Annotated in this window: 8 protein-coding genes, 1 other RNA gene and 1 pseudogene; 8 read left to right on the forward strand and 2 right to left on the reverse strand. The window is 31.8% G+C overall.

Annotation, left to right across the window (positions count from 1 at the left end):
• Positions 1 to 64, reverse strand: a pseudogene (locus DPIF8902391_RS12495) (hypothetical protein); the annotation flags it as partial.
• Positions 65 to 878: 814 nt separating this feature from the next.
• Positions 879 to 1,391 carry a DUF7935 family protein gene (locus tag DPIF8902391_RS04310; protein WP_172505124.1) on the reverse strand — a complete coding sequence of 171 codons (513 nt, stop codon included), beginning with the start codon at positions 1,389 to 1,391 and terminating at the stop codon, positions 879 to 881.
• A gap of 166 nt (positions 1,392 to 1,557) precedes the next feature.
• Between DPIF8902391_RS04310 and DPIF8902391_RS04315 the strand changes: the two genes are divergently transcribed.
• From DPIF8902391_RS04315 to DPIF8902391_RS04350, 8 genes are all read left to right on the forward strand, one after another.
• Positions 1,558 to 3,891 carry an ATP-dependent helicase gene (locus tag DPIF8902391_RS04315; RefSeq protein ID WP_172505125.1) on the forward strand — a complete coding sequence of 778 codons (2,334 nt, stop codon included), beginning with the start codon at positions 1,558 to 1,560 and terminating at the stop codon, positions 3,889 to 3,891.
• 61 nt (positions 3,892 to 3,952) lie between these two features.
• Positions 3,953 to 4,609, forward strand: coding sequence for a DUF4290 domain-containing protein (locus DPIF8902391_RS04320; protein ID WP_172505126.1), 657 nt, complete (start codon positions 3,953 to 3,955; stop codon positions 4,607 to 4,609).
• A 6-nt stretch (positions 4,610 to 4,615) separates the two neighbouring features.
• The gene (murA, locus tag DPIF8902391_RS04325) at positions 4,616 to 5,929 is read left to right on the forward strand and encodes a UDP-N-acetylglucosamine 1-carboxyvinyltransferase (RefSeq protein ID WP_172505127.1); all 1,314 of its coding nucleotides are present in this window, start codon (positions 4,616 to 4,618) and stop codon (positions 5,927 to 5,929) included.
• A 110-nt stretch (positions 5,930 to 6,039) separates the two neighbouring features.
• Entirely contained in the window at positions 6,040 to 6,651 is a 612-nt protein-coding gene (locus DPIF8902391_RS04330) for a nucleotide exchange factor GrpE (RefSeq protein ID WP_172505128.1), read from the forward strand.
• A 95-nt stretch (positions 6,652 to 6,746) separates the two neighbouring features.
• Positions 6,747 to 7,883 carry a molecular chaperone DnaJ gene (gene dnaJ, locus DPIF8902391_RS04335; protein WP_172505129.1) on the forward strand — a complete coding sequence of 379 codons (1,137 nt, stop codon included), beginning with the start codon at positions 6,747 to 6,749 and terminating at the stop codon, positions 7,881 to 7,883.
• Positions 7,884 to 8,345: 462 nt separating this feature from the next.
• Positions 8,346 to 8,656: RNase P RNA component class A (gene rnpB, locus DPIF8902391_RS04340), an RNA gene on the forward strand.
• A gap of 337 nt (positions 8,657 to 8,993) precedes the next feature.
• Complete coding sequence (locus tag DPIF8902391_RS04345; RefSeq protein WP_172505130.1) at positions 8,994 to 11,771, forward strand: bifunctional aconitate hydratase 2/2-methylisocitrate dehydratase; 2,778 nt, start codon at positions 8,994 to 8,996, stop codon at positions 11,769 to 11,771.
• Between the two features lie 1,192 nt (positions 11,772 to 12,963).
• Positions 12,964 to 15,231 (forward strand): aconitate hydratase, encoded by a 2,268-nt coding sequence (locus DPIF8902391_RS04350; protein WP_172505131.1) that lies wholly within the window; start codon positions 12,964 to 12,966, stop codon positions 15,229 to 15,231.
• Positions 15,232 to 15,657 lie beyond the last annotated feature (426 nt).

The following is a 15,657-nucleotide window of genomic DNA, read 5'->3' on the forward strand; positions in this document are numbered from 1 at the left end:
CCGTTTTTGAAGCAAGCTTTTGCACGTGAAATCTATCCGTTACTATTTCTGTTTTAGGAAAACATTTTTTGGATCAGTTTCTAGCTTTTTTTTGATCATTCTTGTCAATTTTAGTGATTTTAATGACTAAAAAGTTCTCGATATAATTTTTTGAAGGAAAAAATCACTCGAACTGACAGCTGTAATTTTGTGCGATTTTGAGTTTTTTCTACCATTAGTTCTCTTTTTCATGCGATGCTGAACTAATTTTAGTATTACGTTTGTTTATTTTTTAAAAACAGGTTCTTCGGTTGAAAAAAGTTCTCGATATAATTTTTTGAAGGAAAAAATCACTCGAACTGACAGCTGTAATTTTTTGAGGTGTTTTTTGTCTTACCATTAGTTCTCTTTTTGATGGGATGCTGAACTAATTTTAGTATGACGTTTGTTTATTTTAAAAAATCACTCGAATTGATAGGGTAGAGATTGGTGGAATTATAGTTGATGTATCGATTTATGAAAATTAACACAAATGCCTAGCCCCGATTGAAGCATTTGTTTGAGCTCTTTTTTGTTTTTTCTTTTTTAAAAAACAAAAAAAGCGAGTGCGGAAAGCGGGAAATTGCTTCAAAAAATAATTATTATAACAGCAAATAGTTTTATTATTATATTTTTTGTTAAAATAACTCGAAATTTAAAAAGGTTATTTAAATATATGTTTAAAGGATTTACTCTAATTTTATATACTTTGTGTTCATATTAAAATATTTGTTCAAAAAATCAAGTAATATTGGGTTTTTAATTAAAATTTAAAAAATATTAATTTTTTTTTAAATACAAAAAAGCTAGCTTGAATTTTTAAAAATCAAACTAGCTTTTTTAAACTATAACATAAAAAATTATATTAAACGTTTTACTTCTTGCTTTAAATATGCAATAGAGGTTTGTGTTGGATTTTCATTTTGAGAGTAATAAATTAAAACACTTTCTCGTAAGTCTTTTGCAGTTTCTGCAGTTTCTGAACTGTTTCTAAGGTTCGAAATTATAGCTAATTTTGCCGCTAAAATTGCCTTCCAACTATCGTCTGAAACATATAGTTGCTGCAACATATTATGTTCGTATTCTTGTTCTATATTAGCGATTAATAACTGTAGGTAACTATTTGTATTGTCGCCAATAGGAGCTACTCGTATTAGTAATTTTGAAGGATTTATACGTTCGCAAAACAATAATAAACGCTCGTAAGATTGAAGTTTTATAGGTAAACTTTCTTTTCTTTTAGTAACTAATGCATCAAATTTTTGCTTGTTTTCATCTTGTTGCATAAAAGCACCTAATATAAAATAAGCAACGCCTCCTGTTACTAAAGCGGGCAATGCATATGCTAATCCTTGAATAATTTTATCTTCCATGCTGCGAATATACAAGTCATAATTAAAATTCTCAATTCAAAATTAAATAATTTTAGATACAATTTTTATATTTTTGCATTTTAACAATAAAAAAGGAATACATTCTTTATAAAACCTAAAAGAATGGTTAAATTTCCGATTTCAAAATTCTTACAAACTTTTTCTATTGAATACTTATTTACAGCAACTTAACGAACCACAAAGGGCAGCCGTTTTACAAAAAGATGGCCCAATGATAATTATAGCAGGAGCAGGATCTGGTAAAACCAGGGTTTTAACCTACCGTATTGCACATTTAATGGAGCAAGGAGTCGATTCTTTTAATATTTTATCGCTTACTTTTACCAATAAGGCAGCGCGTGAAATGAAAGAACGTATTGGCGGGGTTGTTGGTGTTAGTGAAACTAAAAATTTATGGATGGGTACTTTTCATTCTGTTTTTTCTCGAATTTTACGTTCGGAATCAGATCGTTTAGGGTATCCTTCTAATTTTACTATTTATGATACGCAAGATTCTGTTCGTTTATTATCAACAATTATCAAAGAAATGCACCTTGATAAAGAGCAGTATAAACCAAAGCAAATTTTAAGTAGAATTTCTTCTTTTAAAAATAGCTTGATAACGGTTCGTGCTTATTTTTTAAATCCTGAACTACAACAAGCAGATTTAGAGGCTCGAAGACCTCGTGTTGGTGATATTTATAAGGCTTATGTTGATAGATGCTTTAAGGCGGGAGCAATGGATTTTGATGATTTATTGTTAAGAACAAATGAGTTATTAAGTAGGTTTCCTGAAGTTTTAGCAAAATATCAAAGCCGTTTTAAATATATAATGGTTGATGAGTATCAGGATACAAATCATTCGCAATATTTAATTGTAAAAGCATTGGCTGATCGTTTTGAAAATATTTGTGTGGTAGGTGACGATTCGCAAAGTATTTATAGCTTCCGTGGGGCAAATATTAATAATATTTTGAATTTTCAAAAGGATTATCCTGAGGTTAAAACCTTTAAACTAGAACAAAATTATCGTTCTACAAGTAATATTGTAGAGGCTGCAAATAGTGTTATCGATAAAAATAAAACAAAATTAGATAAAGAAGTTTGGACGGCAAATGACCCTGGCGAAAGTATCAAAATAATGCGTACTATTTCGGATGGTGAAGAAGGGCGTTTTGTGGCGCAATCTATTTTAGATAATAAAGAAGAGCATCAATTAACTAATGATTCTTTTGCTATTTTATACAGAACCAATGCGCAGTCAAGAGCGATGGAAGATGCCTTGCGTAAAAAAGATATTAAGTATAAAATTTACGGTGGAATTTCTTTTTATCAGCGAAAAGAGATTAAAGATTTATTATCGTACTTACGAATTTTAATAAACCCAAATGATGAAGAGGCTTTAAAGAGAATTATCAATTATCCTGCAAGAGGTATTGGTGCTACCACAATGGATAAATTAGCCATTGCTGCTGATCATTATAATAAATCAATCTTTGATATTTTAGTAAATATAAATACCATCGATTTAAAAATAAATGCGGGGACTAAAAATAAATTAGCCAATTTTACCAAAATGATTCAGCGTTTTCAAATAGATGCACAAAAAATGAATGCTTTTGAAATTGCTGATTTAGTAGTAAAAAGAATTGAATTAGTTCAAGATTTGCAAAAAGATGGTACGCAAGAAGGGGCTAATAAAGTTGAAAATATTCAAGAATTATTAAACGGAATTAAAGATTTTATTACTGATAAAATTGAAATGGGTGACGATGCTTCTTTACCCATATTTTTAGAAGATGTCGCTTTAGCTACTGATTTTGATAGTGAAAGTGATGATACACCAATGGTGTCATTAATGACTATTCATTTATCAAAAGGTTTAGAATATCCGTATGTATATATTGTTGGTTTAGAAGAGGGTTTGTTTCCTTCGGGCATGAGTATTAATACACGTAGCGAATTAGAAGAAGAGCGTCGTTTATTTTATGTGGCTTTAACAAGAGCTGAAAAAGTGGCTTATTTAACATATGCACAAACACGTTATAGATGGGGGAAATTAACGGATGGTGATCCTAGTAGGTTTTTAGAGGAAATAGCACCTGAATTTGTAGAGCATTTGTCGCCCAAAGTTCCCGCAGGTTTTGCTAATAGATTTATGGATGCTGATATTTTTGATACCGATGATTTTTCTAGAAAAGTTAGGTTTGAAAAACCGATGCAAAAACAACGAAAAGAGTTTGTTTCTAAGAAAGAAAAACCAAACTTAATTCCTTCAAAAAGTAAGTTGAAAATGAAGGCGGATACAAGTACGTCAATTATTAATTTATTTTCTGGAGAAATTAATATTGGTAATTTTGTAGAGCACAATCGTTTTGGAACAGGTGAAGTTATTGCTTTGGAAGGAAAAGGACCAAATAAGAAAGCTGAAATTAAGTTTGGTACCGTAGGAAAAAAGAAATTATTATTACAGTTTGCAAAACTAAAGGTAATAGGGTAGCCAATTAATTGAGATTAATTACCTATTTTGCATACATAATTTAGAGTAAATATACAGAGAAATGACGTTTGATTTAGAATACAATTCAGAAAGAGATCACTTAATAATTCCAGAATATGGAAGACATATACAAAAATTAGTACATCATTGCATCGCTTTAGAAACTAAAGAAGAACGTAATGTAATGGCTAAAGCGATTGTAGATGTGATGGGTAATTTACAACCTCATTTACGTGATGTGCCCGATTTTAAACACAAGCTTTGGGATCAGTTACATATTATTGCCGATTTTAAATTAGATGCAGAATCTCCTTATGAAATTCCATCGAAAGAAGAATTGACAGAAAAGCCCGAAAAAATGGCATATCCTAAATCGGCTTCAAGATATCGTTATTATGGAAACAATATCCAAACGATGATTAACATGGCTTTAACTTGGGAAGAAGGTGAAAAAAGAGAAGCTTTAATTTTCACGATTGCCAATCACATGAAAAAATGTTATTTAAATTGGAATAAAGATACCGTTGATGACGCTATTATTTTTAAACATTTATATGATTTATCTGATAAAAATATAGATTTAAGAACTTCAGGTGAAGTATTGTCAGAGAGTAAAAATTTACTAAGAAAACGCAGTAGCCAAGGACAGTCAAATAACAAAGGTACTTCAAAGATAAAATCGAATTATACGACAACTAATAAATATAGAAAAAAATAAAATAGTATGGCATCATTTAAAATAGAAGGTGGTCACAAACTTAATGGAGTAATTACCCCGCAAGGAGCAAAAAATGAAGCGCTACAAATTATATGTGCCGTTTTATTAACTGCCGAAAAAGTAATAATCAATAATATTCCTGATATTATTGATGTTAATAAATTAATTTTTATCTTAGGAGAACTAGGTGTTAAAATTGAAAAATTAAGTTCAAATTCATATAGTTTTCAAGCTGATGATATTAACTTGAGCTATTTAGAATCGGCTAAATTTAAAAAAGATGGAAGCTCATTAAGAGGTTCTATTATGATTGTTGGACCTTTATTAGCCCGTTTTGGAAAAGGATATATTCCACGCCCAGGAGGTGATAAAATTGGTCGCCGTCGTTTAGATACTCATTTTGAAGGCTTCATTAATTTAGGTGCAAAATTCCGTTATAATAAAGAAGAATATTTTTACGGAGTAGAAGCTGAAAAAGGATTGGTTGGTGCTGATATGTTATTAGATGAAGCGTCAGTAACAGGAACGGCTAATATTGTAATGGCAGCTGTTTTAGCAAAAGGAATAACTAAAATATACAACGCGGCTTGCGAACCATATATTCAGCAATTATGTAAAATGTTGAACTCAATGGGCGCAAAAATAGCTGGCGTTGGTTCTAATTTATTAACTATTGAAGGGGTAAAATCTTTAGGCGGTTGCGAACACAGGGTATTGCCAGATATGATTGAAATTGGTAGTTGGATTGGTGTTGCTGCAATGACACGTTCTGAATTGACTATTAAAGATGTTAGCTGGGAAAACCTAGGTCAAATTCCAAATGTGTTTCGTAAATTAGGAATTCAATTAGATAAAAAAGGCGATGATATTTTTATTCCATCACAAGAAAGTTACGAAATTCAAAACTATATTGACGGTTCAATTTTAACAGTAGCCGATGCTCCTTGGCCTGGTTTTACACCTGATTTGTTAAGTATTGTTTTGGTATTAGCAACTCAGGCAAAGGGAACGGTATTAATTCATCAAAAAATGTTTGAAAGTCGTTTGTTTTTTGTTGATAAATTAATTGATATGGGCGCAAAAGTAATTTTATGTGATCCGCACAGAGCAACCGTTATTGGGCATAATTTTCAATCAATGTTAAAGGCAACGAAAATGACTTCGCCTGATATTCGTGCAGGAATTTCGTTGTTAATTGCTGCTTTATCAGCAAAAGGAACCAGTATTATTAATAATATTGAGCAAATTGATAGAGGATATGAAAATATTGAAGCGAGATTAAAATCGATCGGCGCCAAAATTGAAAGAATAGAAGACTAATAAAAAAATAAATTAATAAAAATAAAAAAATCGTGTCAAGATGGCACGATTTTTTTATTGGCAATATTATTGATTAAAGTATGCTGAAGAAATTAAAGAAACTATTTACAATGAGTAAAGATCAATATACTAAAGAAGACGAATTAAAAGACGCTATCGACAATACTGAATTAGAAACCAACCAAGAAGAATCTCAAGAAGAGAAAGAGGTGGAGGCTAAGGAAGAAGATGAAATAGTACCAACTCCTGAAGAGTTATTAGCGGAAGAAAAAAATAAATATTTACGTTTATTTGCTGAATTTGAAAACTACAAAAAACGTACTTCTAAAGAACGTGTAGAGCTTTTTAAAACTGCAGGTCAGCAAGTAATGACAGCTTTACTGCCAATTTTGGATGATTTTGAAAGAGCTTCAGCACATGCTGAAACTAACAAGAAAGAAACTAAAAAATTAGATAAAGAAGCAAGCAAAGAAATAGCTAGTTTAAATAAAGGAATGTCATTAATTCAGCAAAAATTAGTAGCTACTTTAGAGCAAAAAGGATTAACTTCTGTGGAGGTAAAGTCTGGAGACGATTTTGATGCTGATGTACACCAAGCAATTACACAAATTCCTGCACCTTCTGATAAATTGAAAGGGAAAATTATTGACTGTGTAGAAAAAGGATATAAGTTAGGAGATAAAATTATCCGTCATCCAAAAGTAGTAGTAGGACAGGCATAAATAATAGGTCATAGTAGTGTTTCAAGGCAATTGCTTTGTGTAGGAGAAGCGTTAAGAAAGCTTCAAATTAGTGAAAATGACAGAATAGACTAGAAATGGCAAAACAAGATTATTACGAAATATTAGGTGTTTCAAGATCGGCAACACAAGCTGAAATAAAAAAAGGATACCGTAAAATGGCAATAAAATATCATCCAGATAAAAACCCGGATGATAAAAGCGCTGAAGAGAAATTCAAATCATGTGCAGAAGCATATGAAATTCTTAGTGATGATAATAAAAAAGCCCGTTATGACCAATATGGTCATGCAGCTTTCGACGGCCCACAAGGTGGCGGCGGCGGCGGTTTTGGCGGTGGCGGAATGAATATGGATGACATATTCAGTCAGTTTGGTGATATTTTTGGCGGCGGAGGCGGTGGCTTTGGCGGTTTTGGTGGCGGAGGTCGTCAGCGACAAGCTAGAGTAAAAGGGTCTAACATGCGTATTCGTGTAAAACTTACTCTAGAAGAAATAGCTACAGGAGTAGAAAAGAAAGTAAAAGTTCGCAGAAAAGTTCAGGCAGAAGGTGTTACTTATAAAACATGTACAACATGTAATGGTAGCGGTCAACAAATGCGTGTTACCAATACTATTTTAGGTAGAATGCAACAAGCTGTTACCTGTAGTTCATGTCAGGGAGCAGGTGAAATGCTAGATACCAAACCTAGCGGATCAGATGCTCAAGGTTTAATTGTTAAAGAAGAAACTGTTTCAATTAATATCCCTGAAGGAGTTACTGAAGGTGTACAATTAAAAGTTGGCGGAAAAGGAAATGAAGCGCCAGGTAAAAATTCTATTTCTGGTGATTTATTAGTATTGATAGAAGAAATACCTCATGAGAATTTAAAAAGAGAGGGAAGTAATATTCACCACGATTTATATATTAATTTTTCTGAAGCAGTTTTAGGTGTTTCGAAAGAAGTAGAAACCGTAACAGGAAAAGTAAAAATCAAAATTGAAGCAGGAACGCAGTCTGGTAAAATTTTAAGATTAAAAGGAAAAGGATTACCTAGTATAGAGCATTACGGAACGGGTGATTTCTTAATTCATATTAATGTTTGGACTCCGCAAGAGCTAACCAAAGAGCAGCGTAAGTTTTTTGAGCAAATGCAAAGTGATGATAACTTTAGCCCAAACCCTCAAAAATCTGATAAATCATTTTTTGAGAAAGTAAAAGATATGTTTTCATAGACAAACAGTTTTTTAATTATAAAAGCCCATTCATTTTTTGAGTGGGCTTTTTTATTTCTGATTTTTTTAAAATAATTTGAAGCAATTTCCCGCTTTCCGCACTCGCTTTTTTTATTTTTTCTTTTAAAAATAAAAAAGAGCTCAAACAGATGCTTCAATCGGGGCTAGGGGTTTTGCTAAAATTAATATTTTTTCACATAATTTAATAGAGAGTCTTAATTTTAGTTACTTGTTTAATATCAGGTTTTTAGAAGCTATTTTTAAGTATTTACGATCAAAAAAAAGCACTATAAATTAAAATAATACATCTTTTTGGTAAAAAATGTTGTGAGTTCTTAAAAAGAGTTATATATTTGCAGTGTCTATAAGACGTTATAGACACTTTTTCTTTTTCATAGCAATTTTCCCACTCAATTTATTGAGTAGGTTTTTTTATGAAAGAAGTGAATTTTATAAAAAATTTAAGCAGACCAATCTTATCGACTTATATTTAGTATAAGTAGGAAAGTCTGGACACCACAGAGTAGTATAGCGGATAGCAACCGTCCGACGTAAGTCGAGGACAAGTGCAGCAGAAAGTATGTACAGGTAATGCTGTAGTGAAACCAGGTAAACTCTATACGGTGCAATGTCATGTACATTAGAGCTCGAGCGCTACTCGCGCGATTCTAAGGGGTAGGCAGATTGATTTTACGAGTAATTGTAAAACTAGATAAATGATAAGAGCCTTATTTTATAAGGAACAGAATCCAGCTTAACGGTCTGCTTTTTAACTTTTAATACTAAAAATCCCTTAAAACAACCATTGTTTTAAGGGATTTTAGATTATATTAAATTGCTAATTTGATAATAAATTAACATTTGAGGTTACTTATATTTATGATTTATTGTTTTTTTAATGAAAAAATATTTTTAACTCAGTAATTAAGCCATTTTATTGTTTATCTTTTAAAATTGAGTTAAAAATAGTACTTTTGTGTGGCAAAAATTAACTGAAATATATGGGCTTTGACATTGATATCGTCAAAGGAATTTATTGTAAATCTGAAAAAGTATAAAAACAATTAGATGATTTAGCAGTAATCCATTAACATTAAAAACAAATCTTTTATGAGTATTTATAAAGATTATATAAAGGAAATTGAAGTTCGTAAAACTCAAGAACTTCATCCTAAACCAATTGATGGTGCTGAATTACTAAGCGAAATCATTACACAAATTAAAGATGTAAAAAATGAATACAGAGAAGATTCTCTAAACTTTTTTATCTATAATGTATTACCAGGAACAACAGCAGCAGCAACTGTAAAAGCATCATTTTTAAAGGAAATTATTTTAGGAGAAACTACACTTAAAGAAATTACACCTTCTTTTGCATTTGAACAATTATCACACATGAAGGGAGGTCCTTCAATAAAAGTATTGTTAGATATTGCTTTAGGAAATGATACTGCTTTAGCAAAACAAGCAAGTGACGTTTTAAAAACACAAGTTTTTCTTTACGAAGCAGATACTGAACGTTTAGAAGAAGCTTTCAAAAACGGAAATAATTTCGCAAAAGAGATTATAGAAAGTTATGCTAAAGCTGAGTTTTTTACAAAGCTTCCTGCAATTGAAGAGGAAATTAAAATAGTTACTTTTGTAGCAGGTATCGGAGATATTTCTACTGATTTACTTTCGCCAGGAGGTGATGCACATTCTCGTTCTGACCGTGAATTACATGGTCAATGTTTGTTCGAACATAATAAAGAGCAACAACAAGAGCTGATTGCTTTACAAAAACAACACCCTGATAAAAGAGTGATGTTAATTGCCGATAAAGGTACAATGGGAGTTGGTTCATCTAGAATGTCAGGTGTAAATAACGTGGCTTTATGGACAGGTATAAAATCGAGCCCTTATGTTCCTTTTATAAATATAGCGCCAATTATTGCAGGAACAAACGGAATTTCTCCAATTTTTTTAACAACCGTTGGAGTAACTGGAGGTATTGGTATTGATCTTAAAAACTGGGTTAAACAAAAGGATGAAGCAGGTAACACTGTTAGAGATGCTGATGGAGAACCTATTTTAAAAGAAGCATATTCTGTAGCTACAGGTACTGTACTTACTGTAAATACTAAAGAGAAAAAATTATACAACGGAACGCAAGAATTAATGGACATTTCTGCTTCATTAACTCCTCAAAAAGCTGAGTTTATAAAAGCTGGAGGATCTTACGCTGTTGTATTTGGTAAAAAATTACAAGCCTTTGCTTCAAAAGTATTAGGTACTGATATTATTCCTGTATTTGCTTCATCAAAAGAAATTTCAATTGAAGGACAGGGATTAACTGCCGTTGAAAAAATATTTAATAAAAATGCGGTTGGTACAACTCCAGGTAAAGTTTTACATGCAGGTTCTGATGTTCGTGTTGAAGTAAATATTGTAGGTTCGCAAGATACTACAGGGCTGATGACTTCTCAAGAATTAGAGATGATGGCAGCAACTGTAATTTCTCCTATTGTTGATGGTGGATACCAATCGGGTTGTCATACCGCTTCAGTTTGGGATGATAAATCAAAAGCAAATATTCCTAGACTGATGAAGTTTATGAATGATTTTGGTTTAATCACCGCAAGAGATCCTCAGAATAAATACAAGCCAATGACCGATGTAATTCACAAGGTTTTAAACGACCTTACTGTGGATGATTGGGCAATAATTATCGGTGGAGATTCTCATACAAGAATGTCAAAAGGTGTTGCTTTTGGTGCAGATTCAGGAACCGTTGCCTTGGCACTTGCTACAGGTGAGGCGTCTATGCCAATTCCTCAATCGGTAAAAGTTACCTTTAAAGGAGAGATGAAAAGCTATATGGATTTTCGTGATGTTGTTCATGCAACTCAATCTCAAATGCTTGATAAATTTGATGGTGAAAATGTTTTTCAAGGGAAAATTATTGAAGTTCATATAGGAACACTTACTGCCGATCAAGCATTTACTTTTACAGATTGGACTGCAGAAATGAAAGCAAAAGCTTCTATCTGTATTTCTGAAGATGCTACTTTAATCGAATCATTAGAGATTGCGAAAGGTAGAATTCAGATTATGATCGACAAGAAAATGGACAACCAAAAACAGGTTCTTCAAGGATTGATTGATATTGCTGATAAAAGAATTTTAGAAATTAAATCTGGTGATAAGCCAGCATTAACTCCTGATGCAAATGCAAAGTATTTTGCAGAATTTGAAGTAGATTTAGATCTTATCAATGAGCCAATGATTGCAGATCCTGATGTATATAATGACGATGTTTCTAAACGTTATACACATGATACTATTAGACCGCTTTCTTTTTACGGAGGAGATAAAAAAGTAGATTTAGGATTTATTGGATCGTGTATGGTTCATAAAGGTGATATGAAAATTTTGGCTCAAATGCTTAAAAACATTGAAGAGCAAAAAGGTAAAGTTGAATTTAAAGCCCCTTTAGTTGTTGCACCACCTACTTATAATATTGTAGATGAATTAAAAGCAGAAGGTGATTGGGCAGTTTTACAAAAATATTCTGGTTTCGAATTTGACGATAATGACCCTAAAGGATCGGCACGTACAAAATACGAAAACATGTTATATTTAGAGCGTCCTGGTTGTAACCTTTGTATGGGGAATCAAGAAAAAGCATCGGTTGGTGATACTGTAATGGCAACATCTACACGTCTTTTTCAAGGAAGAGTTGTTAAAGATTCTAAAGATAAAAAAGGAGAATCGTTACTTTCATCAACACCAGTTGTTGTTTTATCTACAATATTAGGAAGAACTCCTTCGATTGAAGAATACGTTGCTGCGGTAAAAGGTATCAACTTAACAATGTTTAAGCCTTCTCATAAATTATTAGTAAAATAATTACAGGATGATTTTATAAAAATCATTTTAATATAATAGTTATCAAAACCAATGAAGTTCGCTTCATTGGTTTTTTTGTTTTTGTAAATTTTAGATTTTGCTAGTGTGAGGGTTTACGCTGGTATCGTATAAAATATCGAATCCGTCAAGCTGAATTTATTTCATTTTCACATTCTGATTTTTCATAATTATTTACTACAGTTATTTTTCAATTCGATGAGAATAGAAGCTTAACTAAATAATTTTATTTATTAGGATAAAAAAGTTATCGATACCATTTTTTTTGAAGGATAAAAAATCACTCGAACTGAGAGTTTATAGTTTACAGTGTTTTTTTTTGTAAATTTTAGAATTGTCTAGTGCGAGGATTACGCTCGTATCGTATAAAATATCGAATCCGTCAAGCTGAATTTATTTCAGTTTCACATTCTGATTTTCCATAATTATTTACTACAGATATTTTTCAATTCGATGAGAATAGAAGCTTAACTAAATAATTTTATTTATTAGGATAAAAAACTTCTCGATACCATTTTTTTTGAAGGATGAAAAATCACTCGAACTGAGAGTTTATAGTTTACAGTGTTTTTGTTTTTCTAAATTTTAGATTTTGCTAGTGTGAGGGTTTACGCTCGTATCGTATAAAATATCGAATCCGTCAAGCTGAATTTATTTCATTTTCACATTCTGATTTGCCATAATTATTTACTACAGATATTTTTCAATTCGATGAGAATAGAAGCATAACTAAATAGTTGTTTTATTAGGATGAAAAATCACTCGATACCATTTTTTTGAAGGATAAAAAATCACTCGAACTGACAGTGTGTTTTTGTTTTTCTAAATTTTAGATTTTGCTAGTGCGAGGGTCACGCTGGTATCGTATAAAATATTGAATCCTAATCTTTAATTCTGTTAAATTCTAAATTTAAAACTAAAGTTACTTATTTTGTTAATGAGTACAAATTCCTAGCCCCGATTGACGCTTTGTTTGAGCTCTTTTTTTGATTTTTCTTCAAAAAAAAGCGAGTGCGGAAAGCGGGAAATTGCTTCAAATTAATATTCAAATAACTGATTATAATAGACTTAAAACTGATGATTTCTTTTTTATAATGATTCTATATTGATCTGTGTTTTTTTGTAGTCGAAATATATTTTGTACTTTTTAAGTACTTAATATAATAACAATCTTATGGCATTTGATATTGATATGATTAAAGCCGTTTACGGTAAATTAGAGGAACGTGTAAAATTAGCTCGAAAATTAACAAACAAGCCTTTAACACTTTCTGAGAAAATTTTATATACGCATTTGTGGGACGAAAAAGCAACGTCTCCTTTTAAAAGAGGAACAGATTATGTCGATTTTGCGCCCGATAGAATTGCCTGTCAGGATGCTACGGCACAAATGGCTTTGTTGCAATTTATGCAAGCGGGTAAAAAACAAGTGGCTGTTCCGACAACGGTGCATTGTGATCATTTAATTCAAGCAAAAAATGGTGCTTCTTCTGATTTGCAAGCGGCTTTAAATAATTCAAATGAGGTTTTTAATTTCTTAGAATCGGTATCTAATAAATATGGTATCGGTTTTTGGAAACCTGGTGCCGGAATTATTCATCAGGTGGTTTTAGAAAATTATGCCTTTCCTGGTGGAATGATGATTGGTACTGATTCGCATACCGTAAATGCGGGTGGACTAGGGATGGTTGCTATTGGTGTTGGGGGTGCCGATGCCGTAGATGTTATGGCGGGAATGCCTTGGGAATTGAAATTTCCGAAATTAATTGGTGTGAAATTAACAGGTAAATTATCTGGTTGGACAGCACCAAAAGATGTAATTTTAAAAGTTGCTGGTATTGTTTCTGCAAAAGGAGGAACAGGGGCAATTGTTGAATATTTTGGCGAAGGTGCTATTGGAATGTCATGTACTGGTAAGGGAACAATTTGTAATATGGGTGCCGAAATAGGTGCTACAACTTCTACTTTTGGTTATGATAAATCGATGGAGCGTTATTTGCGTGCTACCGATAGAAGTGATGTTGCCGATGCGGCGAATTTAGTGAAAGAACATTTAACGGGTGATCCGCAAGTGTATGAAAACCCTGAGAAATATTTTGATCAGGTTATTGAAATTAATTTATCGGAATTAGGTCCTTTAATTAATGGTCCTTTTACACCAGATTTATCTACAAAAATTGGTGGTGATATGACCGAGAAAGCTACTGAAAATAAGTGGCCTTTAAAAGTTGAATGGGGATTAATCGGTTCTTGTACAAATTCTTCTTATGAAGATTTATCAAGAGCTTCGTCAATTGCACAGCAAGCGATTGATAAAGGTTTGAAAACAAAAGCTGATTTTGGAATTAATCCTGGTTCTGAAAAAGTAAGATATACCGCAGATAGAGATGGGATTTTAGGAATTTTTGAAAAGCTAGATGCGACTATTTTTACCAATGCTTGTGGTCCGTGTATCGGGCAATGGGCTCGGTATGAAGATCCAAAAAATGCACCGAAAAATTCAATCATTCATTCGTTTAATAGAAACTTTGCAAAACGTGCCGATGGAAACCCAAATACCCACGCTTTTGTTGCTTCGCCAGAAATGGTTGCAGCAATTACTATTGCGGGGCGTTTAGATTTTAATCCGATAACAGATTTTTTAATTAATGAAAATGGTGAAGAGGTAATGCTTGATGAACCAACTGGCTGGGAGTTGCCGCCAAAAGGTTTTGAGGTAAAAGATGATGGATATTTGGCACCAACAGAAGATGGAAGTGGCATTGAAATTAAAGTAAATCCAAAATCTAACCGTTTAGAATTATTAACACCTTTTACTCCGTTAGGTAATAATATTACGGGTGCAAAATTATTAATTAAAGCCTTTGGAAAATGTACTACCGATCATATTTCTATGGCGGGTCCTTGGTTGCGCTATAGAGGTCATTTAGATAATATTTCAAATAACTGTTTAATTGGTGCTGTAAATGCTTTTGGAAAAAAGACGAATTTTATAAAAAATCAATTAGATGGACAGTTTGGCGCCGTGCCAGATGTAGCTCGTAAATATAAAGCGGCGGATGTAAAAACAATTGTTGTTGGTGATCATAATTATGGAGAGGGTTCGTCAAGAGAACATGCCGCGATGGAGCCTCGTCATTTAGGAGTTGCAGCGGTTATTGTAAAATCGTTTGCACGTATTCATGAAACGAATTTGAAAAAACAAGGAATGTTAGGATTGACTTTTTCAGAAGAATCTGATTATGATTTAATTCAAGAGGATGATACATTTAATTTTATTGATTTAAATGAATTTGCTCCAGCAAAACAATTAACGATTGAAATTGTTCATGCTGATAATTCTAAAGATATTATTAAAGTAAATCATACCTATAATAAAGGACAGATTTCATGGTATAATGAAGGTTCTGCCTTGAATTTAATTAAAAAAGAAAATTCTTAATTTTTTTTAATCACATATATAAAACTCTAGATGAAAATCTGGAGTTTTTTTTGTTTTAGAGCTTGTTTATATTTTATGCTGAATTTATTTCGCTATCACATAAGAATTTAAATAGGCGATAAGTAGTATTTTTTTTATCATTTTTAATTTTATGTTTTTAACAATAAATTTAAACCTTAAATTAAATATAATAAAACCAAAAAAACTATATTTGTAATTCAACTAGCGTATTATAGCCTATAACTATAGTACCTTTTTGTAGAATCAGTCATTATGTTTAGTGGTTTTTTAGCCTATAACTAAATTACCCTTTACACAATATGATTACTAATAATTATTTTTAGGTGTAAGCTTTTATTAATTTTATTAAAAGAAGAATCTTAAAATGATAAAAAATGTAAAATAGCATTAAATTATAATAAACAA

The sequence above is a fragment of the Tenacibaculum finnmarkense genomovar ulcerans genome, from assembly GCF_900239495.1.
Taxonomy (GTDB): domain Bacteria; phylum Bacteroidota; class Bacteroidia; order Flavobacteriales; family Flavobacteriaceae; genus Polaribacter; species Polaribacter ulcerans.

What these genes read in the sequence shown, in the direction of transcription:
- DPIF8902391_RS04320 (WP_172505126.1), top strand. Translation starts at nt 3,953, where the DNA reads ATGACGTTTGATTTAGAATACAATTCAGAAAGAGATCACTTAATAATT.
- DPIF8902391_RS04345 (WP_172505130.1), top strand. Translation starts at nt 8,994, where the DNA reads ATGAGTATTTATAAAGATTATATAAAGGAAATTGAAGTTCGTAAAACT.
- murA (WP_172505127.1), top strand. Translation starts at nt 4,616, where the DNA reads ATGGCATCATTTAAAATAGAAGGTGGTCACAAACTTAATGGAGTAATT.
- DPIF8902391_RS04310 (WP_172505124.1), bottom strand. Translation starts at nt 1,391, where the DNA reads ATGGAAGATAAAATTATTCAAGGATTAGCATATGCATTGCCCGCTTTA.
- dnaJ (WP_172505129.1), top strand. Translation starts at nt 6,747, where the DNA reads ATGGCAAAACAAGATTATTACGAAATATTAGGTGTTTCAAGATCGGCA.
- DPIF8902391_RS04330 (WP_172505128.1), top strand. Translation starts at nt 6,040, where the DNA reads ATGAGTAAAGATCAATATACTAAAGAAGACGAATTAAAAGACGCTATC.
- DPIF8902391_RS04350 (WP_172505131.1), top strand. Translation starts at nt 12,964, where the DNA reads ATGGCATTTGATATTGATATGATTAAAGCCGTTTACGGTAAATTAGAG.